This is a genomic window from Mesorhizobium sp. M0833 (assembly GCF_040319905.1).
Taxonomy (GTDB): domain Bacteria; phylum Pseudomonadota; class Alphaproteobacteria; order Rhizobiales; family Rhizobiaceae; genus Mesorhizobium.
This window is the reverse complement of the sequence record NZ_JAMYOQ010000023.1, coordinates 38870-62853: the sequence shown is the minus strand read 5'-3', so window position 1 is coordinate 62853 and position 23984 is coordinate 38870. Positions and strand designations below refer to the sequence as shown.

Here is a 23984-nt window from a genome sequence, read left to right as displayed (position 1 = left end):
GCAAGGGGCCGGCCAGCGAGCCCTTGGTCCGCAGCAGTCTTTGCTACAAGAAACGATGTCGCCGCAATATGACATCTGCCGCAGACCCCCAGGTCAATCAGGCTTACCCGCCTGGCGAACGGTCGTATGTGATCGTAATCTCAGATGTTGTCGATTGGAACATGATGCGGTGCGCCGATGCGCTTTTCTTCGTCAGCTAGAGCGGCGCAGTCTATTGGGCCGGTCTATTTGTGCTTGTCAGCTTTGGCATACGCCTCGCCGAAATAGGCCAAGAATATATCCAGCATGCCGTTTTCATGGGCTTCCTCCATGGTCCGCCATGTCGCGACAAAAGCGTCCCATGCTTGGGCCTTCTTGGAGGTGAACGATGTCGGTGGAAGCTTTTTGCCGATCGCTTCCGGCGACAGGTCGTCAAGCAGTCGCGACAGCGCAGCTTGCATGGCCGCATAAGTCGCAAATTCGTGCGTCTTGAGATCGCGGAACGCATCTTCGACGCTGTGCCTTGCATCGAGATAGCCGGATCTGCGCCGTGCAAACATGATTTCGAGGATGTCGTCGATCCCCGGCACGAACTTAAGCGGGTTGTTGTCGGCGGAGCTTATCATTGTCCGGTGCGTGCTCTTGGCCAGCGTTTTGGCGGCCGCACGTGCCTTCAGCAGCATGGCCAGTTGCTCGACCACCACCCGCAGGACCGAGCCAATTTCGGCCGCAACTTCATGCGGGTCCCGCGACTGCAGCAGCTCCGGGGAAATACCCGCTCCAATCGCGATTTCCCGCAGCACCTCGTCTCTCGTCGACGGGACCGACGCGGGCGGCGACGGTGCTCGTTGCCCAAGCCATCGCTGTGCCGAATTCAAGAAGGGCTCGCCTCCAGAGTCAAGCGGCCGATCGGCCGCGATAGGCATGTGTCGTTGTGTCGAACCTTCGTCGCCTTGCGGATGGGTCGGCGAGGCGCGCTCGTCAATCGATACAAAGATGACGTAGCGGCCGACCAGGAGCCTGTCGCCGTGCGCCAGCCGGTGTGGACCGGTGATGCGTTGGCTCGATCCGTTGATGAAAGTGCCATTGCGCGAGATGTCATGCAGCCAAAACGCGCCTGCCTCGTATCGAATTTGGCAATGCCGGCCGGAAATGAACTTGTCCGGGTCGGGTAAGATCCAGTCGCAATTTTCGCGTCCGATTTTGAAGGTGCGATCACGCGATCTGTAGCCGGGGGATACGCCAGCGGGCAGGGCATCGACATTGCTGATCTGCAGACTGATTAACATGCACAATCGCCTGTGTGATCGCTGGCGGCCTTGTCGGCACGATACTCCATGTTTTTAACGTGGCTAATCCAATTTCGCATCACATTGGCGCAAGGCAGCGGGCGAACCGTCGATCTTGCTGCTTCGCCCAGCTATGCATGCCGCTTTGGCCCGCGCAACAACATGTGGTACGCTCAACACGGACCAGCAACCCAGTGAGAATTGTTTGGCTTTGAGTTCCTGAACCTGCCGTCGTTAGTATAGCAGGACAGTATAGCAGGACCTTCAAATCCACTGGCGGCCGGGTCCAGGAGGGGCACGACCAATGCCGAATGAACGTGCCACGGTTGTGGAGACGCCGATTGGCGCCGAGCTGTTGACCTTCACGCACCTTGTCGGGCGCGATGAGATAAGCCGTTGTTTTGGCTACACCGTTGGGTTCGTAAGTACCGACCACGACATCGATCCGCTGAAGATGCTGGGTGGGGCCGTCTCGATCGAAGGTGAATCCGATCCAAAACGGTGGTTCAGCGGCCTGGTGTCCGAGTTTAGACTTACCAGGATCGAGGACCAACTGGCCTATTACGAAACGGTCGTCAGACCATGGCTCTGGTTTCTCGGAACTACGACCGACTGCCGCATTTTCCAAAACATGAGCGTCGTCGAAATCGTCGAAGAAGTATTTTCAAAATACAGCACCGCAAAATACGAGAAGCGCCTGCAAGGCTCTTATCCGCCGCGCGAATACTGCGTGCAGTATGACGAGACCGATCTCGATTTCGTGCAGCGACTCCTCGAGCACGAGGGCATCCTGTATTTCTTCGAGCATGGCGAGGGCAAGCACACGCTTGTGCTTGCCGATTCGATGAGCAAGCTGAAGCCGGCGCCGGGCTATGAAAAAGTGCCCTATCACTTTGAAGGGCAGGGCTCCCGGCGGGATGTCGAATATATCACGGAATGGATCCCGGGCAGTTCGGTGCGGCCGGGCGCCTATGTCCATACCGACTATGATTTCAAAAAGCCGGGCGCCGACCTGATGGCCAAATCGGCCCAGCCGTTCAGTCACAAGCTGGCTGCGGGTGAAAATTACCGTCAGCCCGGCGCGCATCTCGAAGTGGGCCGCGGCGACAGCCTGGCGGCAATCCGGCGCGAGGAAATCCAGGCGGTGCACCAGCGCATCGCCGCGGTTGGAACCGTGCGCGGCCTGTATTCAGGCTGCATTTTCAAACTGGACGGCTTTCCGCGCGAGGACCAGAACCAAGAGTATCTGGTGGTGAGCGCCGAATACAGACTGTTCGACCCCGGCTACAGAGCCCATGCGGATGTCGAGAGCGAGAACTTCAAGGTGATCCTTGGCGTGGCACCCACGGCATTGCCCTATCGTCCGCCACGGGTCACGACACGGCCGATCATGCGCGGCCCTCAGACGGCGACTGTGGTCGGTCCGTCCGGCGAGGAGATATTCACCGACAAATATGCGCGCGTGAAGGTCCAGTTCCATTGGGACCGGCTGGGCAAGAAGGACCAGAACAGTTCGTGCTTCGTGCGGGTTTCGCAGACCTGGGCCGGCAGCGGCTGGGGTTTTATCCAGATTCCGCGTATCGGCCAGGAGGTCATCGTCGACTTCATCGAAGGCGATCCTGACCTGCCGATCATAACCGGCAGGGTCTACAACGCCGCGCAGATGCCGCCTTATGGACTGCCCGGCAACGCCACGCAATCCGGCTGGAAATCCGATTCGTCGAAAGGTGGTGGCGGCTACAACGAACTGATGTTCGAGGACAAGGCAGGCTCCGAACTGGTCAACTTCCAGGCGCAGAAGGACCATCACCTTCTGATTAAGCACGACCGCAACAAGTTGGTGCAGCACGATCAGTCCGACCGCATCGACCACGACGCCAAGCACTCTGTCGGGCACAATCTCGACGAGGACGTAGGCAACAACAAAACAGTCAAGGTCGGCGTCGACCAGGCAACTAACATCGGGTCGAACGACACCGAGACGGTTGGGGTGAATCGGTCCCTGACAGTCGGATCGAACGAGACGATCCACATCGGCGCGAACTCTACGGAAAACATCGACGCCAACCATTCGCAGACCGTAGCGATTGTCCAGACGATCACGGTTGGGGCGGCGCGCGTCGATACGGTCGGTGCCTCCGAGACACGAAGCGTCGGCGCGGTACAGACGAATAGCATCGGCGCGTCGCGGTCGGTCACCGTGGGGGCGGGGCAGAGCCATGCCATTGGTGCCGCCGACAGCTGGCAGATCGGATCGAACCAATCCGTCCAGATAGGTGCCGACCAGAGTTTCAAGATCGCTGGCGCTCATTCTTCGCAGATTGGTAAGGGGCGAGACGCCAACATTGCCGAGGACGATGCGACTGATGTCGGCGGTTCGCGCTCGCTGAAGATTGCCAAGGGGAGCCTTGTTCAGATTGGTGAGGACGGTGCCATCAAGATTGGCAAGGATCTGTTGATCGAGGCGGGCGACTCTATCGTGATCAAATGCGGATCGGCGGCGATCTCTATGAAAAAGGACGGGACCATTAACATCGAAGGCAAGGACATTTCCGTGAAAGGCTCGGGCAAGATCAACGTGAAGGCTTCAAGCGACATCACGATGAAAGGTTCGGAGATCAAGCAGAACTGAGGGCGGCTGGATGAACAAGACCCGAAAGCGGATCGAAGGTGTGATAATCGGAGTCTTTCTTGGCTTCGACGACGAAGCGCCGCTCGTCGTATTCCCAGGCAATGAGAGCGAGACAGCCGTGAGAGCGCGAAGTTTGGCCGAGATGCGCGCCGACATGATTGGTTCCGAAGTTGCGCTGTTGTTTGAAGGTGGCGATGTCGGCCGGCCGCTGATCGTCGGACGCATTGTGGAACTTAGCCGCACGCCCCAGGCGCAAGTTATACGCGATGGCAAAGAAGTACGCATTGTGGGCGATGAGCGCGTAGAGCTGCGTTGCGGCAAGGCCACGATCATTCTCGAAAAAGACGGCCATATCACTATCCGGGGTACCTACGTTACGAGCCACGCGAGCGCCGCCAATCGTATCCGTGGTGGCTCGGTGAACTTGAACTAATGGCGCCGCCAATTCTGCGCGATATCGTCCGACAGCATGCCGAAATGGCGGCGTTTCTCTGGATGATCTATGACCATCACATGCTCCATCCCGACGAAAATCCGGAGATGGACGAAGTGCGCCTTGCCCGCCTGATCGAAAGGTTGGAGGCCCACCTGGATGGGCTACGGGTGGCCGGAGACCTCGGTCTCAAGATCGCGCAGGAGCGCTATGAAGAATTCCGTGAGGCTGGAGAACTCTTCGTGCTGCGGATGCTGGCGGCGCCCAGGCCAATTAGGGTCGTGGATTTAGACCTTGCCAAAGTGAGGCAGTATCTGGGGGTGGCGCTGCAACAGAAACAACTTTAGTCTAAGTCCAGTCTTAGTCTAGGACGTGAACTCATAATGCAAACGGCAATTGATGGTTGGAGACAAGCATTGACGCGTGTGCGATTTGCATGGTTGATTGGAGCATCGCAATTTTGACCCGGTTGCCGGGTTTCCCATGCCAAACAGACCAGACTTCGACGGGCTCATGAGGGCTGTCTGCGTGGGATATGGCTACTGCGGCAGCTTGCAGGACGGAGGTTTGGTGCATGGGCTCGGATGTCGTCAATGCCCGGAAGCTGCGCGATCTCAAAGGCAACTGGTATGCAGCGTCGCCCATGCCTCGTCCGAAGCGCCGTTAAGAAGTCCGGTTTGGGTCGCGTTTTCGATTGGCCCTTTCATATGACGTCGAATTCTGATTCAGGCTCGGCATGAGCCGATATGGCTTAACCGACTTCGAATGGCGCGTAATTGAGCCGCTGCTCCCCAACAAGCCGCGTGGAGTGCCCTGCGTCGATGACAGGCGGGTGCTCAACGGCATCTTCTGGGTGCTGCGATCCGGCGCACCGTGGCGAGACCTGCCCGAGCGATACGGCCCACCCACCACTTGCTACAACCGCTTCGTCGCATCGCAACGCGCTACGACAAGCTGGCTGAGAACTACACTGCCGCCTCAAACTCGTCGCAATCCGCATCTGGCTACGCGGTAATGAGTCTGCGTCCTACTAGACTAGGCTAGGGCTGCCTTGCGCCTCACCAGCGGCTGCTGTCGTAGATCGCGCCTGTTGAGGTGCAGCAGATCGAATGCATAGCCTCGCCGAGTTCGGATAGCCCACTTCCCGTTCTAAGGCTTGGTAGTCCGGCAGGCCGGTGTCGCCGAGAACGACGGCCTCACCGTCGATGATCGCCGCCTTCACCAGCAGACCCGCCGCCGCTTGAACAATTCGTCGGTATCGATGCGACCAGTCGTAGCCACGACGTGTGAATGCCAGCGCTTTACCGCCCTCAATGATCAGCTCGGTGCGGTAGCCGTCGTACTTGATCTCGTGAAGCCATTCGCCGCCCTCGGGCGCATTCTCGACCAGCGTCGGCGACTGGAACTCAATGAACGAGAGCCGACCATTTTCAACCTTGGAACTCATTGGAGACTCCTAAACCATCCGCTCAACCTAAGTGCCAACGAATAGGTTCCGGAAAGGGCAGCCCAGAACGGGTTGTGCCCGGCGGGCCATGAGCCGGTTGCCCGATCCTGGCTCAAACCGGGTGTCGTTGACGGAACTATTAGTTTAGACGGTGCTTATCTATCGTCGCTTCACTGGTTCTCACCGCCGGTTTCCGTAGAGACCGATCATGCCGGCGTTACATACCAACGCAGCAACGTCGAGCGGCCACCGAGCAGCTCCTGAAGTGGACCAAGCGTGGCCCTAAGTGGCACAGCGCGGTGCAACTCTGCATGGATGCGATGATCGATCAGGTGAAGCCGGAAGTAGTTCGCAGGGCGTTCTTTGAGGCCGCCAGAGAGGAGGGAAGGCTACTGCCGCCGTAGCTCATGGTGGGAAGGAAGCTCACTCCATGTCTGGCACATCGCCGCCAAGAAAGAGTGTGGTCGGCTCGCCGTATTCGCCCAAAGCTGGATTCGCATCTCGCGACCACGCGATGACACCAGCATGGTGCCCCACCAGTCCCTTGGCAGTCCTTATTGCTCGGTCTTCGGTTTGCTGCTCCGCTGGGCCATAGACTGGTTGGAGGTCCCCGGTTTCGTCGCGGTCGAAAGCAACAACGACGATCAGCTTAGGTGTCTTATGCTGAGAAACAATACTCTCTGACATGCTCATGATCTTTCGTTGACCGCCGCCCGGCCGTCCAGGGAGGCGGCGTTATCATCGGTCAAGACTAGCGGGCGGAGCCGCCTTGGTTCTGGCGGAGCAATTGCTGCGGTACCAACAATGGGCACCATCGGCAGTTCCCGCCACGGCACTTTCTGCTTGCCCTCTAACTCTGCAATCTCCTCGTCACGTCTTGCAATTCGGCTTTCCAGGTTCGTTACACGCTCGGTCAGGAAGTAGCGGCCAACCACGAACCCGCCCCCACCGCAGAGAGCGGCAAACGTGGCGAATACGGCGGGGTTCGCCAGCACCAGCGCCGAGTTCGCTTCTAAAAAGGCAATGATCTTCTGCATGGGTCTGTTCGCCCCGGCATCACCCCAAGGCGGGCGGCGAGTCGTCGAAGCTGACGTGCACAAGGCCGGGATGCCGGTGAGCGAGGGCGAGAATTTGTGTCTCGAGCTCGCAGTTGTAGACCATGAGCGCCTTGACGGTCTCAAGGGGGCTCTCGTAGCGGGCGATGAGCTTCACCGCCTCAGAATGGAGTTCAGCTTTGGCTTCGGCGTCTAGATGCAAAATGCCCATGCCGGTCTCCTAGCGCGTAGCCCTGCGCGGCGCAGTGAGCGCGTCAAGGCGTTCCTGAAGATGACCGTTTAGGACGATCATCTCCTTGAACGCCTTCACTGGATCGCCCCTGTGCTGGGCAATGAACTTGTCGGCGATTGCTTGAAGGGCGGCCTCTTGGCGGCTGTCCAGCATCACAATGGGGTCCATGGCGATCACTCCCAACGTTACCTGCCATCAGTGAACAAAAACGGAACAAAAATGTCAAGGGAGAATTGACTCTGCGAGGAATGACTTCCTATTTGTCAGTAGGTGGGGCGACTGCACGGATCGAGGAAAGCGGCGATGGGCAGACGAAAAAGCCGGTTTGACAAACTGTCTGCGAGAGACGCAGAGGCCGTCATCCGCGACGCATTGAGTCTTCGACAGACGGTGCTTTCGGCGCAGACGCACCTGAATGCTAGCGGTTCATTGTTTTGGCAGCTTCGCGGGCTTGTAGACAAACTGCACGAGGTGCTGGCCACTGTCGCGGAGAAGGAGCCTGACTACCGTTTGCCGAGCCTTGGGCTCGTCCCGCTCCCACAGGATTACTATACTCGGAAATGACCCATGGAAGGTCCGATGGACAGCGTTGGGCGGGCTGCAAAGGCCAACATGCTGCTCATCGTGGAGTGCGGCCACTGTTACCACGTCGGGCGCTTCCGAGCCAACGACGTGGCCAAGGTGGTAGGCTGGAACAAGCCGCTGGAGGCCATCAGGTTCAAGTGCAAACGGTGCAGCCGAAAGGACACGAAGGTGAAGACGCAGTTCATTGATCAGGACCACCCGCCCAAGGGCTACATCTGGACGCTACAACAATTCAAACTTTAGACGGTGAATTGCGGATTGTTCGTCACTTGACGCGCCTGCGCGGTCGCTGCCTGAAGGGCCAACGGCTGCGCTCAAAGGCACCGTTCGGACACTGGAAGACGCAGACCTTCATCGCCGGGCTGCGCTGCCATGGGCTTACCGCCCCTTTCGTCGTCGACACGCCGATGAACCGGCGCATCTTCGAGACCTATGTCGAAACGCAGCTCGCTCCGACGCTGGCAAAGGGCGATGTGGTCATCCTCGACAATCTCGCTGCCCACAAGAGTCCGGCCGCCGAGGCAGCCATCCGGGCCAGAGGCGCATGGCTGCTCTTCCTGCCGCCCTACAGCCCCGATCTCAACCCGATCGAAATGGCCTTCGCCAAGCTCAAGGCGCATCTGCGCGCAAAGGCCATCAGAACCATCGACGCCCTGTGGCAGGCCATTGGCGATATCTGCAATCTCTTCTCTCCAACAGAATGCAGAAGCTACTTCACTGCCGCAGGGTATGGACTCACATGAACGTCTGCCGCTCTAGCGATAGTTGTTCATATCGACGGCTCGCAGAAAAATGTTGCCGTCATAGCCCATTTCGAACCCAGACCAGTCGGTGCCGTCGAACAGAAAGAATTCGTGCCAGCCCGCGACAACAAGAAACTCATCGGTCGCCGACATTGTAAAGCCCTGTTCCGTTTCCAGTATTGGCACGAGCTCACGTCCCTGCTGCACCGAAACGCCATAGCTCATGTCCGACCAGTATCGTTTCCCGCGAAATTCACAGATGTCGTAGTAGTCGACCTCATCGGCCTTCAGCAAAATCAATTGGCTGTCGCGCAGCTCGTAGGCCGCCCCGTTCGCCCCACCGATGTGTATCTCGCCTTCAGCGCCGGCCAGGACGGTGTTGAAGTTTTCCTCGACACCCAGATCAATACGGTCCCAGTGTCGCCCGTTGAGCCTTAGAAGAAGTCCTCGGTCGCCAGCGCAATAGATTGGCCCGCCCTCTCGGCCATGGATATCGTTGAGCACAGCCTTCTCAAAAGTGTCCAATTGGTCCCATTGGCCTCGCTCACGCAGATAACTCACGCCGAGCCCTCCAATCGCGAAAACACGGTCGCGGGACGGCGCCCATAAGCGCGTCAGCACACCTTCGGGCAATTCCGTGCGTAACGCCGCCCCGGGCGGGAGGTCGTGGATGATCCCGCCGAGTTCGAGCGCGATATGATCCTGACTTCCGAAACTGACGTGCGAGCGTAATGCGTCCTCGATCTGAAGCCTTGCGTTGAAGCGAATGGTTCGCCCCAGCTCGATTTCGAGAAGATAGGACCGGCTGAACTCGTCATCGGGATCGCTCAACTCGAAGCTCGCGCTGAAGCGATTGCCACCATGATGGAATCCGTCAATGGCTTGGACATCGATTTCTTCGGGGTCGAAATCGGCGATGGTCTCAGGTTCACGCATCACTTCTTCCTTATCGGTTTAGCCAACAACTGAGCGTGTGTCGGCTTTGGTGCTCTGGCGCAGTCAGCAAGGTAGTCGAGGAGAACGAGCTTGAGACATTCGAGCGCGTCCTCCTTCTCCTGTTTTGTGCAGCTCTGCAGCTTTTCATGATGGTCGCCGACCGCTTGCTGCACCTTCTTGATCGCATCGCCTAGGGTCGGGCTGCGCTTTTTCTTCAAGAAATCACGGACGTCTTTAGTCTTCTTGTTGTGCGGCGAGCCGCGCTTCGACCCGGACCCGGATTTGCGATATCCGGTCTTGGTTTTCTTGTAGGATTCCATGCAGATGCAGGGCGCTGTGTCGACGTCGTAGTTTCCCCAGCCGGAATAGTTCTCGCCACCGCGACTACGCTGGAACATCTGATTCTCGAAGCAGTGCTCGGACTCGGTCGGGTGCTGACAATCGGAATCCTTGTGTTGATGGATATATATCCCAACGTTGTTCAGAATTGTCGCGCAGTCTTGCCCATTGACGCTTATTGCCGCCGTGTGCGGCCACGTAACCGTGTTTCCGGTCGGCGATGCATGATTGTTGGTGGCCAGATCCGTCATGCGGATGACCGGCTCGCCATCGAACTTCACATCGTTGGACCAGGAATTGAAGTAGCCCTTGCCGGTATTCTTTGATGTGATGATGCCTTTCTTGGCGGCGCAGCCGGCCTCGGTTCCGGATGTCCTGGATAGGTCCGACTTGTTCTTGATGTTGACAGTCTTGCCGCCGATTTTGACGGTGCCAGTGCCTTGTTCGGTGTCGCTGGCCATTCCGAAGCTGGGGTAGGGGATGGGTACTCCAGGCGGCGTTGCCGGGTTTTCCGGCGGTGTGAAACAGACATCGGGGAATGCGGCGATCGTCTGCGCGTTCACAGCCTTGCCGGAAATTTCCAGCCCGTTGGCGAACACTGCGCCCATCACAGCGGCCTCGATGCCACGATCGCTGCGCCGCAGGCGCCGGCATCATTAGATGCCTCGATCAAAACCGGGTTTCCCGCGGCATAATCTTTGCGCGCGGCGGTAAACGCCATACCAATCATGAGCGGCACCACGGCGGCTCCGATATTGCCGAGGGATTCGCCCGGCGACCAGATGTCCTGGAATTCGTGCCGGCCGCGCAGCAGGCGCAGGCTGGCCAGCGCGCTCTGCTTGAACCAATACTGCTCCCCTACGAGATCGGCGATACGGTATCCGAGGCGGTTCATTTCGATTCCAGTTTCTTCGAACGCCGCGCGATAGGCTGCCGTCATGCCGTCGGCGCGAAGTGGCAAATCTTCGGTATTGTAGATCGACGCGTTCTCGCGTGAGAGCCCAAGCCCGAACAGCCGCATTCCTGTTTGCCGATTTTGGGTGCAGATCACCGCCGCCGCCGCTTCACCGGGTATGAACCCGTTGGGATTTCGAGGCGTAAGGATGCGGTTGCGTGAAAGATAATGGGTGACCGTCTGGTTCGTTAGATAGCTGTCAACGCCGGCAATCATGACAAACGGCACATCGCCTGACGCCAGCAGCCGTCGAGCATGATCCAACGCGACAATGCCGGAAGGTCTTCCATGCGCGATTATTCTGCAGCTTGGATGCAGCTCGATTTCGACGATCTCGGCAATGCTCCTGAGCAAACCGGAATCATCGCGGACACACCTACCAGGCCTGTCCTCCTCGGGAAGGCACAGGATCAGCGCCGTCTGGCCGCGTGCCCCGGCTACGCTGTCGAATGCTTCGCAAATGGCGCCAGCTGCCAAATGCGCCATGCGCCTGTCGCCGATCCAATTGCGCGGCAGCGGGATTGGCGCACCGGTCAGCCATTCGCCGGCGGAGCCAAGTAGCCGCGTCTGTTGGAATCCATCGAGTCGTGCCCGCATCGCCGCGCAGGCGGACGGCGCGTCGAGGCCGACAGCCGTCACCATGCCGATCGAGACGATGTCGAGCCTCGCGCTCATGCGACTTCGCTCTCTCGCACCGGCGTGAGGCGGTTTATGCGAACATAACGTTTCCCCTTGCTCCTCGCCCTCAACATAGCCGGCGTCGGCGGGCCGACCCAGCACTCCGAGAAATCGATGATGGTCCGCTGAATGCGTTGCGATAGACGCCAGACCAGCGAGAAGCGGCGCTTCTCCGGCTCGAGGAGAACGGTGTCAGGATAAATATCGGCCTCGTAAGCCTTTTGCCGGCCCTTGAATAAAGTGATGGGCAGTGCCGTCGAGGGTAGCCGAAAGCTCACCCGCCCGTCAGGCGTCAGATTCACCAACTGCACTTCCTCGCCGCCTTTCGGCAGATCGATCTGTTGGTCGGCCGGCGCCATCTGGAAATAGCGCTCGTCGAAGTCGGGCGGCAAGAAGGGGAAAATGTTGTCGATCCAGTTCTGATCGTAGGTGCCGCCATATTCGATCCGTCCGGGCCAGCCACGCCCCATCGGACCAAAACTCATCGGCTTGTAGTCGCCGAATGGCGAGCGGATTTCTTCGTCGACAGCTTGCGTATTGGGTAGCCGTAGGCCTGGGATGAGACGCTGGTTTTTGGTCCGCGACCAGCCGGTTCCGACCGGATTGTACTTGTAGCTAGCCGGAAGTTCGTCCTCCGGGTCCAGTCTGTCGACGCCACCCCAGGCAACGTTGTATGAGATCGGCAGTTTCAGGAATGGCTGCGGGGCGGTAGAGGTAAACACCGGTCCTATGGCGCGCCACTCGCGGTGCCCGACGACTTCAAACAATTTCGACCAATTGCCGACCTTGATGCCGACCGGTACACGTTCGGCTGGGCGCCCCCCCGGAGCGTATGCAAAGCCGTTGGCGATCACATCACAGCGGGTCTTGCGGAAAGCGAAATCCGTTTCCCATAGGGTGGCCGAATAGCCTGGCGCATCAATGTGCGTGTCGGCCATGACCAGCGCAACCTGTTTCGCCGATTTTTGGACCGGCCCGCCAGGCATCGCGGGAAAGTCGAACGTGCCCTTCACCACCACGACGATCCACTCATGGCCGGCCTTGTCCATGCCCATGGTGAATTGGTGCGGATAGCCCATCTGGTTCCAGATCTGCATCAGCTGTTCTCCCAGCTTGCCGCGAAGATTTGTTCCAGCGTCGTTTGAGGTGAATGCGGATCAATATCGAATATGTCCGAACGCGCCGTCCACATTACCACATCGCTGATGAGCTCTTCGCCGGATTCGACCGGCGGCACCGGCAGTGCAGCCAGTGCGCCATCCAATTCATCCGGCGTCAGCTCGCCGCCCTGGGCGGCAATGGCCAGCTTTTCGATTTCGGCAAACCATGCATCGGCATGGGCAAGCTGAATGGGAGCCTCGGAAAGCTGCGCGACGACGCTTAGGGGAAACCGCCTGCCAACTCTGTCGGCGCTCTGCAAGATGATGCCCGCCGATGCGCCAACAAAATGCGAACCGGTCAGGAACCGTAGCGCCGTGCTGCGAGGCCAGGATTGCGAGCCAATGAGCGGGGCGAAATGCTGCGCCAGCCAGCGGTCCCAAGGGCGAACAAAATTCCCCGTTAGCCGCCGCGTTACGAAATCGCCGGTGGCAGGTATTTTGCCGTGGAAGCCCGGCAAAATCAGATCTGCGGCGGACATGAGAATTTCTTGAACATTTGCAGGTTATAGGGATTTTCGACGCTGGCAGCCTTGAGTTGGAAATCGGCGTACATGCCGTTCGTCCCCAGGCGCAGGCTGTAGACATCCGACAGCGCGGTGCCTGTGAAGCGACCGCTCCGCAACATTCTCAGCCACGCCCAGCTGCCGGTCTCGTTGAGCAAGATTTCGGGCGAGCCATCGATCGGTTGGAAGGCAAGCGAGATCACGCCTGTGCCATCCTTGCCGGGCCACGTCATGGGCTGCGGCCTCGTTGCGTTGTTATAGTAGACGAGGTTCTGGCCATCGAGGTTGAGTGTCACGCGCGCGACATTGGGCGACAGGTCCTTCGGTTCGAGCGTGAAACTCATCAGCGGGCCTGTACCGCCCGGAAAGAGGTCATCGCGGATCCTCCTTGCCTGTTCGAACGCGGCCAGTGCCGACGGATCGAGGCCGAAATCGGCGCGCCATTTCCATGGCTGCGCCGACGTGTCGACATAGCTGATCAGATGGTCGTTGATGAAGGTATCGATCAGCCCGGCCGGTCCGAACAGACGGGCGAAGTCGCGGACATTGACGTCCACGGCGCTGTCAGGGCTGAAAGGATAGCGATTGTTAAGTGCTGCCTGGCAGAAGGGCAGGATGTCGGCTCGCCAGATCGCGTTGAGCTCCGAGGTGACCGCCTTCTGCGTCAGCCCGCTGGTATCGCCGGCAATGCCGCCCAACCAATCGTCGATCGGGTCGGGCAGGATCTGCGCCTGCCTGGCAACCGCTCCAGTCAGTTCTGCCAGGCCGCCCTGCTTCTTGATGGCGTCCTGGGGATCGGGATTGGCCGTTACCGTCTGCAGCACGTTGGACAATGCGGTCAACGCGACAATGGCGGCGTCGAGCGCCGGCGGCTGGCCCTCGACCTCGGCGATGGCACCCTTGAGCGGCTTGAAATGCTCGGCCACCAGACTGCCGGTAAGATCCACTTCGTCGGCGGAGCCCGCACGCGGCAAAAGCTTTGCTCCGGTTTTTACAATCTTGCCAAGCTTGCCGAGCTTGCCCAGAAGTTTTGAGCCGCCTGCCGCCGCAGCCTTGTCGTTTGCCGGCGCTTCATCGGAACGCGTAAGCTCAGTCTCCTGGACAACCGCGGTGACCAGGCGCTTCAGCGCGGAGTCGGCGCTTGAAAGATCCTTGAGGTTTTCACTGGCGACGTTTAGGTCGGTTAGTGGCGCAAGCCTCATGTCGCGCAGGAAGCTGTCCCATTGCGCGATGTAGTCATCGTAATAGAGCTTCAGAATATCCTCGGACAGCGCCGAGACCGAGGTTTCGGAATTTTCCGAGCAGCCGCCAGCAAACACCGCCCGGTCGAGTGCTGCCTGTACGGCGACATCCTCGACCCGGTCGAGAATGGCGTCATGGAAGCCGGCATAGGTGAACGCTCCCGAAATGCCGATCCGAAGCGTCTTGTCGGAACGCCGCGCAAACACCTTGGCGCCGTTTGGGCCGGCGAAGTTTGCAGGGATCCATTCCTTGAGCGCAGTCACCGCCGGGTCGGCCAGCAACTGCTTATAGGCACGCGCCGGCAACGAAATCGTACAGACGGTTTTCAGTGCCTCGGCAACCAGGGCCTGGTCCGGGGCGATATAGCTGGCGTCGACCGCCATGCGACGGATCGCGGCAAGCTGGTGCTCTTCCGCATCAGCTGTCGGAAAGGGGGCCGCGGCCGCGAATTCGGGCAGACTGTTTACCCACCAGTTCTGGGCGAAATCCGGATTCATCTGGGAGAGGCCGGTCATCATGCGATAGGTCTTCAGCGCGCCAAGCATGAAGTCCGGATCGCGGATCTGCCGCCACATGGTCGCCTCGAGCAGCGCCACCATGTGCGGCTCAAGAATATTGCGCAAAGCGTGATCGTATGTGTCGGTCTGTGCTCGCACCAGCTCCGCCGAGGCCGATGGTCCGAGCAGATCCTGTACTGCGCCAGGCGGTGGGGTGCGGGCATTTGCGACCTCATCCATGGCACCGAGGGCGACATCGATGGCAGGCTGTTCTACCGATGCCGGGTTTGCCGCGGCCGAGGTCAGTGGCGTTTGCAGCGCCTCGAACTGGCTTGCCTGGGCCGTGATCGCCTTGCGGTTGTCGTAATAGGACCAGGTGAACAGCCCGCTGACCAGCAGGGCGGCTGCGGCACATGCTGCAGCCGCGCCACGCCAGATCCAGGCGCGGCGGCGTTGCGCCAGCGGATCGAACGTGCCGAGGCCGGCTTCCTTGAAGATGACTTCTGTAAGCAGGTTCTTCAGGAAGAAGCTGCGTTTTTCGACACGCGGCGCGGGCAACGCCCGGCGCGGCGGAAGGCCGAAGGAGGCAGACAGCGCTGCGGTCAGCCGGTCGATCGGCGCCCCTTCCTGGGTCGCCGATGTCAGATAAAGGCCACGCAGCCAGGGGGCCTCCTCATACCGGCTTTCCCCGAACATCGCCTCGACCAGTACCTGGATCGGCTCGGAAAGGCTGGCGAGTTGGGCGGGAAACCTGAAGATTTCGGCGCGGGCGGCAAGCTTGTCCTCATCCTCCAGCCGGGGCACCAGCCGCCGCTCGAGCTCGGTTGCTAACGTCGCGATTTCCCGCTCGATGGTCCTTGCATCCACATGCGCGTCGAGTGCGAACGTGGTCCCCCAGACCTGCTCGCGCGCCGCCGTCGACAAACCGCCGAAGAAAGCCTCAAATCCCTTGATCAGGTCGGCTTTGGTCAGCATCAGATAGACCGGAAGGCGGATCTCGAGGCGATCGTTGAGCTCGGCCAGCCGACGCCGGATCTTGCGGCCATGCGCCTTGATGGCGTCGTCGCCCTCCGAAAGCACATCGATCGAAAGCGCGACGATCACACCGTTGAGCGCGCGACGGCCCCGGTGCTTCTTCAAAAGGTCGAGGAAGCCCAGCCACTCCACCGCGTCGACGTCGGGTTGGCTCTCCTGTTGGACATAGCGGCCTGCAGTGTCGATCAGAACCGCGCTCTCCGAAAAGAACCAGTCGCAATTGCGCGTGCCGCCGACCCCTTGCAGGTCGTCGGTCAGGTCGATCGGAAAGTTCAACCCCGACTGCCGCAAGGCTGTGGTCTTGCCGGTGGCCGGCGGCCCGACGATAACGTACCACGGCATCTCGCGCAGGAACTTGCGACCGCCCAGTTTGCGGCGCTTCAACTCGGCCATGACCTCGGCGAACTTGGCACCGACGGCAGCGACATTCTCTTCGCCGGGGCTGAGTGGCTTCTCCACCGCCGGCGCGGCGATTTCGGCGACGAACATCCGGTTGGCACGGATCGCCCGACGCTGGGCAACGATCAGCCAGATCAGCCAGAAGATGACCAGCAGCGCGATGATGACGATGCGCACATTGTCCGAGGCGAAAGGGTCGTAGGGTCCGACCCTGACGATCGGCCCGAATACCCAGATCACCAACGAAAGCAGCGTGATGCCAATCAGTGTCCACAGCCAGCGCGATGTCAGGACCGCCCAGAGGAAGCGCAGGATGAACATCTCACAGCCTCTTTTCGACCAGCACCTCAACGCGCCGGTTCAGGGCCCGGCCCTCGCGCGTGCCGTCGTCGGCCACTGGATCCGTGGCTGCCCTGCCCTCGGAATGGACGCGTTCCTGCGGCACTCCGTTTTGTACCAGCATGTCGGCAATGGTCTGGGCGCGAGCCTCTGACAGCCTTTGGTTGGTCGACAGCGGATTGGTTCTTTGCAGAGGAACGCCGTCCGTATGTCCGACCACAGTGATGTTGCCGATCAGATCACGATTGGCGAGGATCACCTTGGCGATCGAGCCGATCAGCGGCTCGAATCCCTCGGTCAGTGTTGGCCGCGACGACTGGAACAGTTCGGGGCTGGAGGCCTGGATGACCAGCTTGGCCAGCGAAACGCTCTCCGTGCCGCTGAGAGCCGATCTGAGATTGCCCGGTGCCCCGGCTTCAAATTCGGGCAGCAGCGCGAAATCCACAGTCTCCGGCGGGGGGGCATCGACTGTTGGCGATATGCGGCTGATGTCGCCACGGGTCGGCGGCGGCAGGGCGCGGACCAGTGCTGAAAGCTCAACCGCCTGGCTGCTTAGCCCCATCGAGAGCCCCACATAGGTCGCGGTAGCGATGACCGCCGCGGCCAGGGCCATCACCCAGATCGGAACGATGAAGCGCTGCGGCTCGTCGGATGCGATGACGCCTTTCCAGTTTGGCGACAGCGGCGCATTCTCGGCATCGGCATCGCGCAGGAAACGGGCCGCAGCCACGCGAACGGCATTGAGCGAGCGATCGCCCGACCGGCCGGGCACGCGATACTTGCCGCGAAAACCGAGTGCCAGGCAGTCATACTGGAGTTCCAGCAATTCGCGATCTCGGTTTGGATGGCGCTCCAGTTCGTCGAGCCTTGTAAAGAACTGCGTGCCGGCGTCGACATCGCCGCGCAACATGACCACAAGCGGCTGACGCGGCCACGCGCTGGCCCCGCCCCAGGGCGTGTTCAGAGCCAGATCGTCGAGCAAGGCGGCCACCACCCAGGCTGCCTGATCGGCCCGTTCCATCGACGACCCCGCCGCCATGGCAGTGTCGCGTGCCCGAACCAGTTCTTCGAGCAGCCGAGTGCGTAACACTTCCGGATTCTCCGGTGGCAGCGCGCTTTCAAGCTCAGGCGCAAACTCGAGCAGGGGCGCGAAGGCGTTGACAAGGCCGTTCGGGTGCGTGCGCGAGCGTTTTACCGGCCCGCCCGGCAAGGATGCCGCCATCGGCCGCGGCATCGGCGTGCCGGTCAGCCTGATGCGAGTGCGTTCGCGATCCTCCGACAGTCCGAAAGGATCATCCCGGCTCATGGTTTCACCTGTTCACCGAATAGCAGTCCACCTGCGGTTCACTCGGCAGTACACCCGAAACGCCAATGACGAAGCCTGGGGCACCGAGCAGCGATGCCCAGTGCTCGCTTTTCTGGTCGAGCTCAAGGCACAGCCGATCGCCGTCGTAAGGAATTTCGCGGGGTTGCGAATGAAGCGGTTTCAGCGGGATGCCGGGCAGGCGGGACTTCCACAGGCCCTCGAACTCATCAGCCGAGCCCACAGTCGCCTGGTTGACGAATATCTTGCGTAGCGCGTCCTCCGACAGTTCCGAACCGACCCGGATGACGATCCGGCTGGCCACCAGCAGTTTCGGATTGTCGATGCGGATTTTCCAAACATTGGTCGAATGGCGCATGACAGGCAGCGCGCGCGATTTCGGCTCGATGTAGCGCAGGCTTAGGATCAGTGAGCGCAATGCATCCGCCAGCGCCGAAAACGGCGGGCCGGGCGCCATGTGATCGTAAGCCGGCAGCTCGCCCAGTCGCCGCGCGCTCGAGCCGTAGGTCGCCATCGAACCGGCTAGCCCGGCCAGTTCCAGGTAGAGTTCGGCCGGATGGAAAACATCCTGCGCCAGCATATGGGCCAGCCGCGGACGCGCCGCGTTGGCGAGGTTGAGCATCAACAAGTCTTCGACGCTGCGCCCTGGCCCGCCCATGACCATCTTGCCATGCGCCTCGGCGATCTGGTCAAGGCCTGTGACGACTTCCAGAAGCAATTGCCGGTACCAGGCCACTGCACCAGTAACCAGGGCCGGTGGCAGGAATGTCTCGTCCAGCGAAACGCCGCCATCGGCGCGAACCCCCTTGATGTCGGCTATCGGCAGGGCGGTATAGCCGCCGACCGATTTGCCGGGTGCAAGCAACAGCGATTGCGGTCGGGCGATTTCGATTTCTTCGGGGTCTGAACCGCCCTGGACGGCATCGCGCACCGAAACGATCCGTCCATGATAGCGCGCACCGCTGGGTGGCGCATGCGCGGGATCGAAGCCAACGCCGCCGGCCGGCTCGAGCGGCAGGGCGACCAGCACTGGGCCGGCGCCTGTATCCGGGGTGACCGGCAGCGGACGCGGCCCGTCCATCAGATCCGGAATGGAGAAGGGGGTTCCGTCGGGGAAAATGCCTCGTGCAGACAGGATCGAGATCTGGCCGGCATCGAGCAATGCCTTATCCAGGGTCAGTTGCTGAAAGCCGAACGTGTGAAGCTGGCCGGCCTGCAACGCGCCGCGCACAGTCGCCTCGAAGAAACGGTCCTGCTGCTGGAAATGCTGGGTCCGCAGAAAAAGGCCTTCGGACCACAGCACCCTGTTTGCATCGCTCATCCGGCTACTCTCTGCATCGAGCTCCCCTTGCCTTGGCCGTCAGGCGGAAATGCCGCCGCTGCCGAGTGTGACGTTGATCGCAAAGTTTGATCCGGGCGAAACCGATTTGGTCGTCCGCCAGTTTCGCCCGCCAGGCTCACGGATGAGTGCAACGAAGCCCAAGGCCGTCGCATCCGGTTCAACCGTAATGGTCTTGGTCGCGGTTTTTCCAGGCGCGACGGCAATCTGGTCGGATCCGATGAGATCACCTGCCAGTGCCGAGCCGGCATCCCCCTGCAAGGCAAAGTAGTCGGCGGAATTGAACTTACCGGTGCTGCGCAGCCGCATGGCCAGCACCGTCACTGGCCGGTCGCCGCCGCCTGGTCCAGGGTTCATGCCGGCCGCCCCCGACAGCTTGACCGTGATGACCGACGGTTTTGGCGGCCCGGCGCTTTGACAGGCCGTAAGCAGCCCGGTCGCACCCAAGGCAACGATAAATTCGCGTCGATCGATCATGTGTTACTCCTCCTCATATGCATCCCGAAAATCAGCGCCGATTTCGCCGAGAAAGCTCTTTTCCGCGCTCTCGGCGATTTCACGATGGCGTTTCTGATAAAGCTCCCACAGCTTGGCGCCGCGCCCGCCCGACAACAGCGTGCCGATCGCGGAACTCGATTTCAGCTCTTCTTCGATGGCTGCCGGCTCAAAACGGTCGACCATCCGCCGCAAGGCGGCCTGCACGCCGCGCCAGGCGCGTACGTGATGTTGTGCGAGGTCGCGAACCGCATCCGCGATAGCCGCTTCGCCGGCCAGAAATCCGGGGCTGCGTTCGGCGATAAGCGTCACGATAGCGTCGTCGACCGTCGGCAGAAACTTGAGTGGATTGACCTCGGAGGCTCCGACCATTGTCTGCGCAACGCGAGCATTTCCCTTTTCTTCGGCACGCTTGCGTAGCAGCTGCATCAATCCTTCCATCATAAGCCGATATTCGCGGCCGAACTTCTCCATCTCGGCGACGGCATCGCGCCCGGGAAAATCGGCTTCCGCGATCCCCATGCCGCGCAGGAATGCGGTGCGAAGCGCCATGTCGAGGAGCTGCCTCGCAGGCGGCTGGCGGGCGGGGCTGGCGGCTGGGCCTGCTCGCATTGGCGGAGGGGCATCTGCCGCTCGCACGGGCACGTCCCAGGGATTGGCCGCTTGCAGTGGTTGGGCGTCGCGCTCGCGCTGACCGGTCGAGCCCGCATCGCGTCCCGGGCTGGGCGCCGCGGCTGGCCCAAAACCGAAGTCGTCGTTGAATTCCGGCAGCTTTGCCGTAGCCGGCTCCGTCGCGCCGTTGGGGAACGATCCCGAGTCGAGGCCGAATGGGTCTGTCTGGTTGGGCGTGCCGGCCGATTCTGCGGTGCCTTTGGAAACAGGCGTTGAGATTGGATCGAGGCTGAACGGGTCATCGAAAGCAGGCGAGCTGCGCTGTCTGGAATTGGCGCGCTCGAACGCACCCGTGATCGGCTGCTCGAACGGGTTCGGCAGCTCGGCTGGACGTTGCCGGTGGGGCTCTTCTTCCACGGTGGCTGAAAAGAAATCGTCCCGGCCGATGCTGACCGGCGCCCGAGACGCCGGTGGGGAGCGCTCCGGACCTGGCCCTGCGGCTGCTGCTTGAGTGCTCGACGTCTGCAGATCGACATACACGACGTAATCGCCCAGTCTCAGCCGCATGCCATTGCGAAGACGCGTCGACTTGCCGGCGCCGAGCGGGCTGTCGGAGTCGTCTATGAACAAACCGCTGCTCGACGTATCGGTGACGAAATATCCGTCGCGCCCACCGGTGATCCTGCAATGGGCGCGTGAAACGAACATGTCGGGATCGTCGATCTTCCAGCCGGCGTCCGCGCTGCGGCCGATCACCAGTTCCCCCTCGTCAAGCCGGGCCTGCCGTACCGCCTGGGTGCGTGGCCCTTGCTCCAGCGTCAGCAGCAGACTCATGCCGCGACCTCCGCCCCTTCCTGCCGCCAGCCGACTAATGTCCGCAGCCGCAAGTCTTCAGCATCGCCCCTTTCAGCGGGCCGCGCAAGCCACGCGGTCCGGGCGAGTTGCACGGTTCCAATACGCGGCGGCGGAACGGCATCGCGCGCCAGCACGATGCGCACATCGACGTCGAGCGATTCGCCGACCATGTCGCTAACGGCCTGCTTGAACAATCTGAGGCGCTGACCGCCCGGCAGGAACGCCTTGAAGTCCTCATAGCCCAGCGGGCCGACACGGAGCTCGATCCTGCTTTGACGATTGAAGACGCGCGGACCGATCGTTGCTCCGCGACCGAGCGCTGCGTAGGCTTTGCCAAGGCGGGTCTGGAGCGCCGCTGGTATGGTCATCCAGGCAGCGATGAACTCCCTGATGTGGACCGGCACCTTGAACGCCTCCGACAGGAACAGCGTCAGCCGCTCGGGGCCGTCTACCTGATTGGCAAGCGAAGCGGCCTGACGCAGCTTCACGGCGTCCAGTTCGGGGTTGTGGGTGCCGGGAAGCCCTATCCCCGCCATGGCTTCAAGCATGGCGCGAACGCGCCCACCAACTGGGCGCTCGACCTGAACCGCCGGATGCGCATCCGCCCACGCCCTGTAATACAGCGCGATCATGCGGTTCTGAAGAATGTTGACGAAGTCCATGAAGGTCGTGTCGCTGGTCTGCTGCGCATCGGCACCGGTGAACCAGCGTTGCGACAGGCGATCGAGCACCCAGCGCGTCAAATGCAGGGGCATCGGACCTTCAGGTCCCATCAGACCAATGTTTGCGACCGTGACCCTAGCGGGCGCTTTGTCAGTCGCTTCGCGAAATTCTGCCAAGTCCTTGGCCGAAAAGCTGAGCCGGACGTGCTGCCCGAGCCGCGAGGGTTCGCGCTCCGGCGGGCCGGAATAGCCGAACAGCCCGCCTCTTCGTTCGAGTCGGCGCAACAGCTCGAAGAAGTCGAACGCATCTGACAGCTCTTCGGACCGGTGCACGCCAGGCTTGTCTAGATCAGGTAGCGATTGCCGGGCGTCATCGGCCATGGCACATCCTCCTGCTTCTGCAGCAGCCATGTGCGGGTTCGCACAAAGCCGTTTATTCCGGCGTGACGGGCAAACAACCGTGCCAGCAAGGCCGAAAGCAGCAAGGTGCTTTGCCCCGCCAGGACAGACTGATCGACATGCAATATCACCTCCGTGCCTCGTCCGAAACACATCGGCCCATCGATCTGCAGTCGTTCGATGACCGGCTGGGAGTCGATGCGCACAATCGAGTGCACATTGCGGGCGAGGCTCGGGTCTCCCCTGTCGGCGTAAAGCTCAAGCAGCGCATGCAGCGGGTCGACGCCGCGACCTTCCTTTGCAAGGCTTAGAAAGTTGAGCGCGAGCTGCGCTACAAGCCGCCAGGCGAGATTGTCGGCTCGCGATTCACCCGCCGCGCCCGCCGGCAGTGCTGCAGGGATGGCTGGGCGAGGCGGGCGCAATGCGCCGAGAAGCCGGATTGTTTCGACCGGATCGCCGGCTTCCAGCGTCAAGGTAGGATTGTCATCAAGGATCGGCAGATCGCGGTTGGTGCAGAGCGCCACGATGTCGACGCGCTTCAGCGGGCGGTTCGGCGGAGTTTCCGCTGGGCGTGAAATCGCCAGGAAAACGTCGTCGCCCGTGTATGAAGCGCGGGTGAGTCCGTCACGCCGCTCCTCCTCCGTCGGGCGCCGCGGGCGCCGTTCGGTGGAGTAAACCCAACCGCTGCCGCGGTTTTGTCCCAGGCTGAAGAGCTCCGGGATTGCGGCGTCGCTCCCCTCGCTCTCGGCGTCCTCGACGCGGGTAACCCGATAAATTTCGAAGTCGCGCGCCCGCGTGCGGTCGGCATGCAGCACCTGCCGCGTCTTGCGTGGATCGAGCTCGACGACATTGCATTCACGTTCGAACAGATTGATGATCGGCGTTGCGAAAAGTTCAAAATCGGCCGCCGCCAGATCGGCAAGTTCAGGCACCGGACGCCTGAAGATGAAGATGATCTCGAGCTCGGCTGTGCATCTGCGCACAACGGGCTGCAACCCCGAAATCCGAGCATAGTGAAAGCGCTCCGGCATCATGAAGTATTCGCGCAGAAGACGGTATCCTTCGAACGTCGGACGTGTACGAGGCATCAACGCCTCGTCATCGCTGATGCCCACCATTTCAGGGGCCGGCAACGGTGATATCGGGTTGGCCTTGCCTTCCGCTCGTGTACCAAGAGCCGAGCAGGCGCCGAAAATCGCGTCGAAAAGCAATGGTGCCTTGGTGCGCGCGGCAAAGTAGAGATCAAGGCGGTCGAGCGACAGTTCGTCGAGCTTGCCTTTTCCAGTGCGAGCGAGCGTGATGCGAAGCGCCGCCTGGCCATCCACACCGCCGATCCGCGTGATGCCGGCTGCCGCCAAGGCGCTGCGATCCTGAAAGTACCCGACCGAGGTGATGGCTATCGGCCACAGCGTGATGTCCTGGGCGGTGGTGAACGTGCAACGCGTCGACAGGCCAGGCTGGAGGCTGGAAACCAGCCGCGTATTGCGCTTGACCACATGACCCCCAATCATTGTCTGGACCTGCTGTCCAGGTTTGAGCACCACCATGGCCGTTGCCGGCGCCGGCGTGACAAGATCGGGATAGAGAACATCAAGAACGGCTCGCGAGAAGCGCGAGCGTTCCGCATCAACCTTGAGCCGGGTCCGCGCGGCCAAGAAAGCAACACCGTCAAGCAGCCGCTCGACATAGGGGTCCGGACAGGGGACCGTATCGAGTGAAAGGTTGCGCGCCACCGCCGGATGCATGTCGGCAAATTCTGCCGCCAGCGCACGGATATGGGTCAGTTCCTCCTCGTAATATTCTACGAAGACCCGATCCAT

The 23984-nt window shown here is 60.9% G+C and carries 23 protein-coding genes and 2 pseudogenes; 7 read left to right on the top strand and 18 right to left on the bottom strand.

Annotated elements, in window-relative coordinates; all coding sequences use genetic code 11:
* Positions 1–224: 224 nt before the first annotated feature.
* Complete coding sequence (tagH, locus tag NKH98_RS23540) at positions 225–1268, bottom strand: type VI secretion system-associated FHA domain protein TagH (protein WP_352508025.1); 1044 nt, start codon at positions 1266–1268, stop codon at positions 225–227.
* 304 nt (positions 1269–1572) lie between these two features.
* Between tagH (NKH98_RS23540) and NKH98_RS23535 the strand changes: the two genes are divergently transcribed.
* The 4 genes and pseudogenes from NKH98_RS23535 to NKH98_RS23520 form a co-directional block, all read left to right on the top strand.
* On the top strand, positions 1573–3900 hold the full coding sequence (locus NKH98_RS23535; RefSeq protein ID WP_352902117.1) for a type VI secretion system Vgr family protein: 2328 nt from the start codon (positions 1573–1575) through the stop codon (positions 3898–3900).
* Between the two features lie 10 nt (positions 3901–3910).
* Positions 3911–4333 (top strand): DUF6484 domain-containing protein, encoded by a 423-nt coding sequence (locus NKH98_RS23530; protein WP_352902115.1) that lies wholly within the window; start codon positions 3911–3913, stop codon positions 4331–4333.
* Positions 4333–4680, top strand: a complete 348-nt coding sequence (locus tag NKH98_RS23525; RefSeq protein ID WP_352902111.1) for a hypothetical protein — start codon at positions 4333–4335, stop codon at positions 4678–4680. Before NKH98_RS23530 ends, NKH98_RS23525 begins: the two co-directional genes overlap by 1 nt.
* A 389-nt stretch (positions 4681–5069) precedes the next feature.
* A pseudogene (locus NKH98_RS23520) lies at positions 5070–5279 on the top strand (transposase); the annotation flags it as partial.
* Between the two features lie 84 nt (positions 5280–5363).
* On the opposite strand, the gene NKH98_RS23515 reads toward NKH98_RS23520, so the two are convergent.
* Complete coding sequence (locus NKH98_RS23515; protein WP_352902108.1) at positions 5364–5780, bottom strand: ATP-dependent DNA ligase; 417 nt, start codon at positions 5778–5780, stop codon at positions 5364–5366.
* A gap of 299 nt (positions 5781–6079) precedes the next feature.
* Here NKH98_RS23515 and NKH98_RS23510 point away from each other — a divergent pair, with 299 nt between their 5' ends.
* Positions 6080–6184 (top strand): DUF982 domain-containing protein, encoded by a 105-nt coding sequence (locus tag NKH98_RS23510; RefSeq protein WP_352902105.1) that lies wholly within the window; start codon positions 6080–6082, stop codon positions 6182–6184.
* A gap of 19 nt (positions 6185–6203) precedes the next feature.
* Here NKH98_RS23510 and NKH98_RS23505 read toward each other — a convergent pair whose 3' ends face one another.
* The 4 genes from NKH98_RS23505 to NKH98_RS23490 are packed head-to-tail and all read right to left on the bottom strand — an operon-like array spanning position 6204 to position 7235.
* On the bottom strand, positions 6204–6467 hold the full coding sequence (locus NKH98_RS23505; protein ID WP_352902149.1) for a hypothetical protein: 264 nt from the start codon (positions 6465–6467) through the stop codon (positions 6204–6206).
* A gap of 2 nt (positions 6468–6469) precedes the next feature.
* Positions 6470–6817, bottom strand: coding sequence for a PilN family protein (locus tag NKH98_RS23500; protein WP_352902102.1), 348 nt, complete (start codon positions 6815–6817; stop codon positions 6470–6472).
* A gap of 19 nt (positions 6818–6836) precedes the next feature.
* The gene (locus NKH98_RS23495) at positions 6837–7046 is read right to left on the bottom strand and encodes a hypothetical protein (RefSeq protein WP_352850552.1); all 210 of its coding nucleotides are present in this window, start codon (positions 7044–7046) and stop codon (positions 6837–6839) included.
* Between the two features lie 9 nt (positions 7047–7055).
* The gene (locus tag NKH98_RS23490) at positions 7056–7235 is read right to left on the bottom strand and encodes a hypothetical protein (RefSeq protein ID WP_352902098.1); all 180 of its coding nucleotides are present in this window, start codon (positions 7233–7235) and stop codon (positions 7056–7058) included.
* A 399-nt stretch (positions 7236–7634) separates the two neighbouring features.
* Here NKH98_RS23490 and NKH98_RS23485 point away from each other — a divergent pair, with 399 nt between their 5' ends.
* Together NKH98_RS23485 and NKH98_RS23480 are read left to right on the top strand one after the other, a co-directional pair.
* A complete protein-coding gene (locus tag NKH98_RS23485; RefSeq protein ID WP_352902096.1) occupies positions 7635–7895 on the top strand; it encodes a hypothetical protein in 261 nt (86 codons plus the stop codon).
* A gap of 26 nt (positions 7896–7921) precedes the next feature.
* Positions 7922–8395 (top strand): annotated as a pseudogene (locus NKH98_RS23480) (IS630 family transposase); the annotation flags it as partial.
* Between the two features lie 12 nt (positions 8396–8407).
* On the opposite strand, the gene NKH98_RS23475 reads toward NKH98_RS23480, so the two are convergent.
* Genes NKH98_RS23475 through tssF form a run of 12 tightly spaced genes read right to left on the bottom strand, consistent with a single transcriptional unit; the run spans position 8408 to position 23984 of the window.
* On the bottom strand, positions 8408–9331 hold the full coding sequence (locus NKH98_RS23475) for a hypothetical protein (protein ID WP_352902093.1): 924 nt from the start codon (positions 9329–9331) through the stop codon (positions 8408–8410).
* On the bottom strand, positions 9331–10278 hold the full coding sequence (locus tag NKH98_RS23470) for a DUF4150 domain-containing protein (RefSeq protein ID WP_352902019.1): 948 nt from the start codon (positions 10276–10278) through the stop codon (positions 9331–9333). Before NKH98_RS23470 ends, NKH98_RS23475 begins: the two co-directional genes overlap by 1 nt.
* Complete coding sequence (locus tag NKH98_RS23465) at positions 10278–11300, bottom strand: 3-oxoacyl-ACP synthase (protein ID WP_352902090.1); 1023 nt, start codon at positions 11298–11300, stop codon at positions 10278–10280. Before NKH98_RS23465 ends, NKH98_RS23470 begins: the two co-directional genes overlap by 1 nt.
* On the bottom strand, positions 11297–12400 hold the full coding sequence (locus NKH98_RS23460; RefSeq protein WP_352902087.1) for a DUF2169 family type VI secretion system accessory protein: 1104 nt from the start codon (positions 12398–12400) through the stop codon (positions 11297–11299). The genes NKH98_RS23465 and NKH98_RS23460 overlap by 4 nt, the downstream gene beginning before the upstream one ends.
* The gene (tagF, locus tag NKH98_RS23455; protein WP_352902084.1) at positions 12400–12942 is read right to left on the bottom strand and encodes a type VI secretion system-associated protein TagF; all 543 of its coding nucleotides are present in this window, start codon (positions 12940–12942) and stop codon (positions 12400–12402) included. The genes NKH98_RS23460 and tagF overlap by 1 nt, the downstream gene beginning before the upstream one ends.
* Positions 12924–16460, bottom strand: a complete 3537-nt coding sequence (gene tssM / locus NKH98_RS23450; RefSeq protein WP_352902081.1) for a type VI secretion system membrane subunit TssM — start codon at positions 16458–16460, stop codon at positions 12924–12926. The genes tagF and tssM overlap by 19 nt, the downstream gene beginning before the upstream one ends.
* Before the next feature lies 1 nt (position 16461).
* A complete protein-coding gene (icmH, locus tag NKH98_RS23445) occupies positions 16462–17784 on the bottom strand; it encodes a type IVB secretion system protein IcmH/DotU (protein ID WP_352902079.1) in 1323 nt (440 codons plus the stop codon).
* 4 nt (positions 17785–17788) lie between these two features.
* Positions 17789–19123, bottom strand: a complete 1335-nt coding sequence (tssK, locus tag NKH98_RS23440; RefSeq protein ID WP_352648178.1) for a type VI secretion system baseplate subunit TssK — start codon at positions 19121–19123, stop codon at positions 17789–17791.
* 39 nt (positions 19124–19162) lie between these two features.
* On the bottom strand, positions 19163–19618 hold the full coding sequence (gene tssJ, locus NKH98_RS23435) for a type VI secretion system lipoprotein TssJ (RefSeq protein WP_352479417.1): 456 nt from the start codon (positions 19616–19618) through the stop codon (positions 19163–19165).
* A gap of 3 nt (positions 19619–19621) precedes the next feature.
* Positions 19622–21082 (bottom strand): type VI secretion system-associated FHA domain protein TagH, encoded by a 1461-nt coding sequence (gene tagH / locus NKH98_RS23430; protein ID WP_352902075.1) that lies wholly within the window; start codon positions 21080–21082, stop codon positions 19622–19624.
* On the bottom strand, positions 21079–22146 hold the full coding sequence (gene tssG, locus NKH98_RS23425; RefSeq protein ID WP_352648184.1) for a type VI secretion system baseplate subunit TssG: 1068 nt from the start codon (positions 22144–22146) through the stop codon (positions 21079–21081). Before tssG ends, tagH (NKH98_RS23430) begins: the two co-directional genes overlap by 4 nt.
* Positions 22110–23984, bottom strand: a complete 1875-nt coding sequence (gene tssF / locus NKH98_RS23420) for a type VI secretion system baseplate subunit TssF (RefSeq protein WP_352902071.1) — start codon at positions 23982–23984, stop codon at positions 22110–22112. The genes tssG and tssF overlap by 37 nt, the downstream gene beginning before the upstream one ends.

Coding starts and splice junctions, on each gene's coding strand:
- NKH98_RS23475 (WP_352902093.1), bottom strand. CDS start 9,331: ATGCGTGAACCTGAGACCATCGCCGATTTCGACCCCGAAGAAATCGAT.
- NKH98_RS23490 (WP_352902098.1), bottom strand. CDS start 7,235: ATGGACCCCATTGTGATGCTGGACAGCCGCCAAGAGGCCGCCCTTCAA.
- NKH98_RS23485 (WP_352902096.1), top strand. CDS start 7,635: ATGGAAGGTCCGATGGACAGCGTTGGGCGGGCTGCAAAGGCCAACATG.
- tssG (WP_352648184.1), bottom strand. CDS start 22,146: ATGGCCGATGACGCCCGGCAATCGCTACCTGATCTAGACAAGCCTGGC.
- NKH98_RS23530 (WP_352902115.1), top strand. CDS start 3,911: ATGAACAAGACCCGAAAGCGGATCGAAGGTGTGATAATCGGAGTCTTT.
- NKH98_RS23465 (WP_352902090.1), bottom strand. CDS start 11,300: ATGAGCGCGAGGCTCGACATCGTCTCGATCGGCATGGTGACGGCTGTC.
- NKH98_RS23500 (WP_352902102.1), bottom strand. CDS start 6,817: ATGCAGAAGATCATTGCCTTTTTAGAAGCGAACTCGGCGCTGGTGCTG.
- NKH98_RS23505 (WP_352902149.1), bottom strand. CDS start 6,467: ATGTCAGAGAGTATTGTTTCTCAGCATAAGACACCTAAGCTGATCGTC.
- NKH98_RS23460 (WP_352902087.1), bottom strand. CDS start 12,400: ATGCAGATCTGGAACCAGATGGGCTATCCGCACCAATTCACCATGGGC.
- NKH98_RS23525 (WP_352902111.1), top strand. CDS start 4,333: ATGGCGCCGCCAATTCTGCGCGATATCGTCCGACAGCATGCCGAAATG.
- icmH (WP_352902079.1), bottom strand. CDS start 17,784: ATGAGCCGGGATGATCCTTTCGGACTGTCGGAGGATCGCGAACGCACT.
- NKH98_RS23495 (WP_352850552.1), bottom strand. CDS start 7,046: ATGGGCATTTTGCATCTAGACGCCGAAGCCAAAGCTGAACTCCATTCT.
- tssM (WP_352902081.1), bottom strand. CDS start 16,460: ATGTTCATCCTGCGCTTCCTCTGGGCGGTCCTGACATCGCGCTGGCTG.
- tagF (WP_352902084.1), bottom strand. CDS start 12,942: ATGTCCGCCGCAGATCTGATTTTGCCGGGCTTCCACGGCAAAATACCT.
- tssJ (WP_352479417.1), bottom strand. CDS start 19,618: ATGATCGATCGACGCGAATTTATCGTTGCCTTGGGTGCGACCGGGCTG.
- tssF (WP_352902071.1), bottom strand. CDS start 23,984: ATGGATCGGGTCTTCGTAGAATATTACGAGGAGGAACTGACCCATATC.
- NKH98_RS23470 (WP_352902019.1), bottom strand. CDS start 10,278: ATGGGCGCAGTGTTCGCCAACGGGCTGGAAATTTCCGGCAAGGCTGTG.
- tssK (WP_352648178.1), bottom strand. CDS start 19,123: ATGAGCGATGCAAACAGGGTGCTGTGGTCCGAAGGCCTTTTTCTGCGG.
- tagH (WP_352902075.1), bottom strand. CDS start 21,082: ATGAGTCTGCTGCTGACGCTGGAGCAAGGGCCACGCACCCAGGCGGTA.
- NKH98_RS23535 (WP_352902117.1), top strand. CDS start 1,573: ATGCCGAATGAACGTGCCACGGTTGTGGAGACGCCGATTGGCGCCGAG.
- NKH98_RS23515 (WP_352902108.1), bottom strand. CDS start 5,780: ATGAGTTCCAAGGTTGAAAATGGTCGGCTCTCGTTCATTGAGTTCCAG.
- tagH (WP_352508025.1), bottom strand. CDS start 1,268: ATGTTAATCAGTCTGCAGATCAGCAATGTCGATGCCCTGCCCGCTGGC.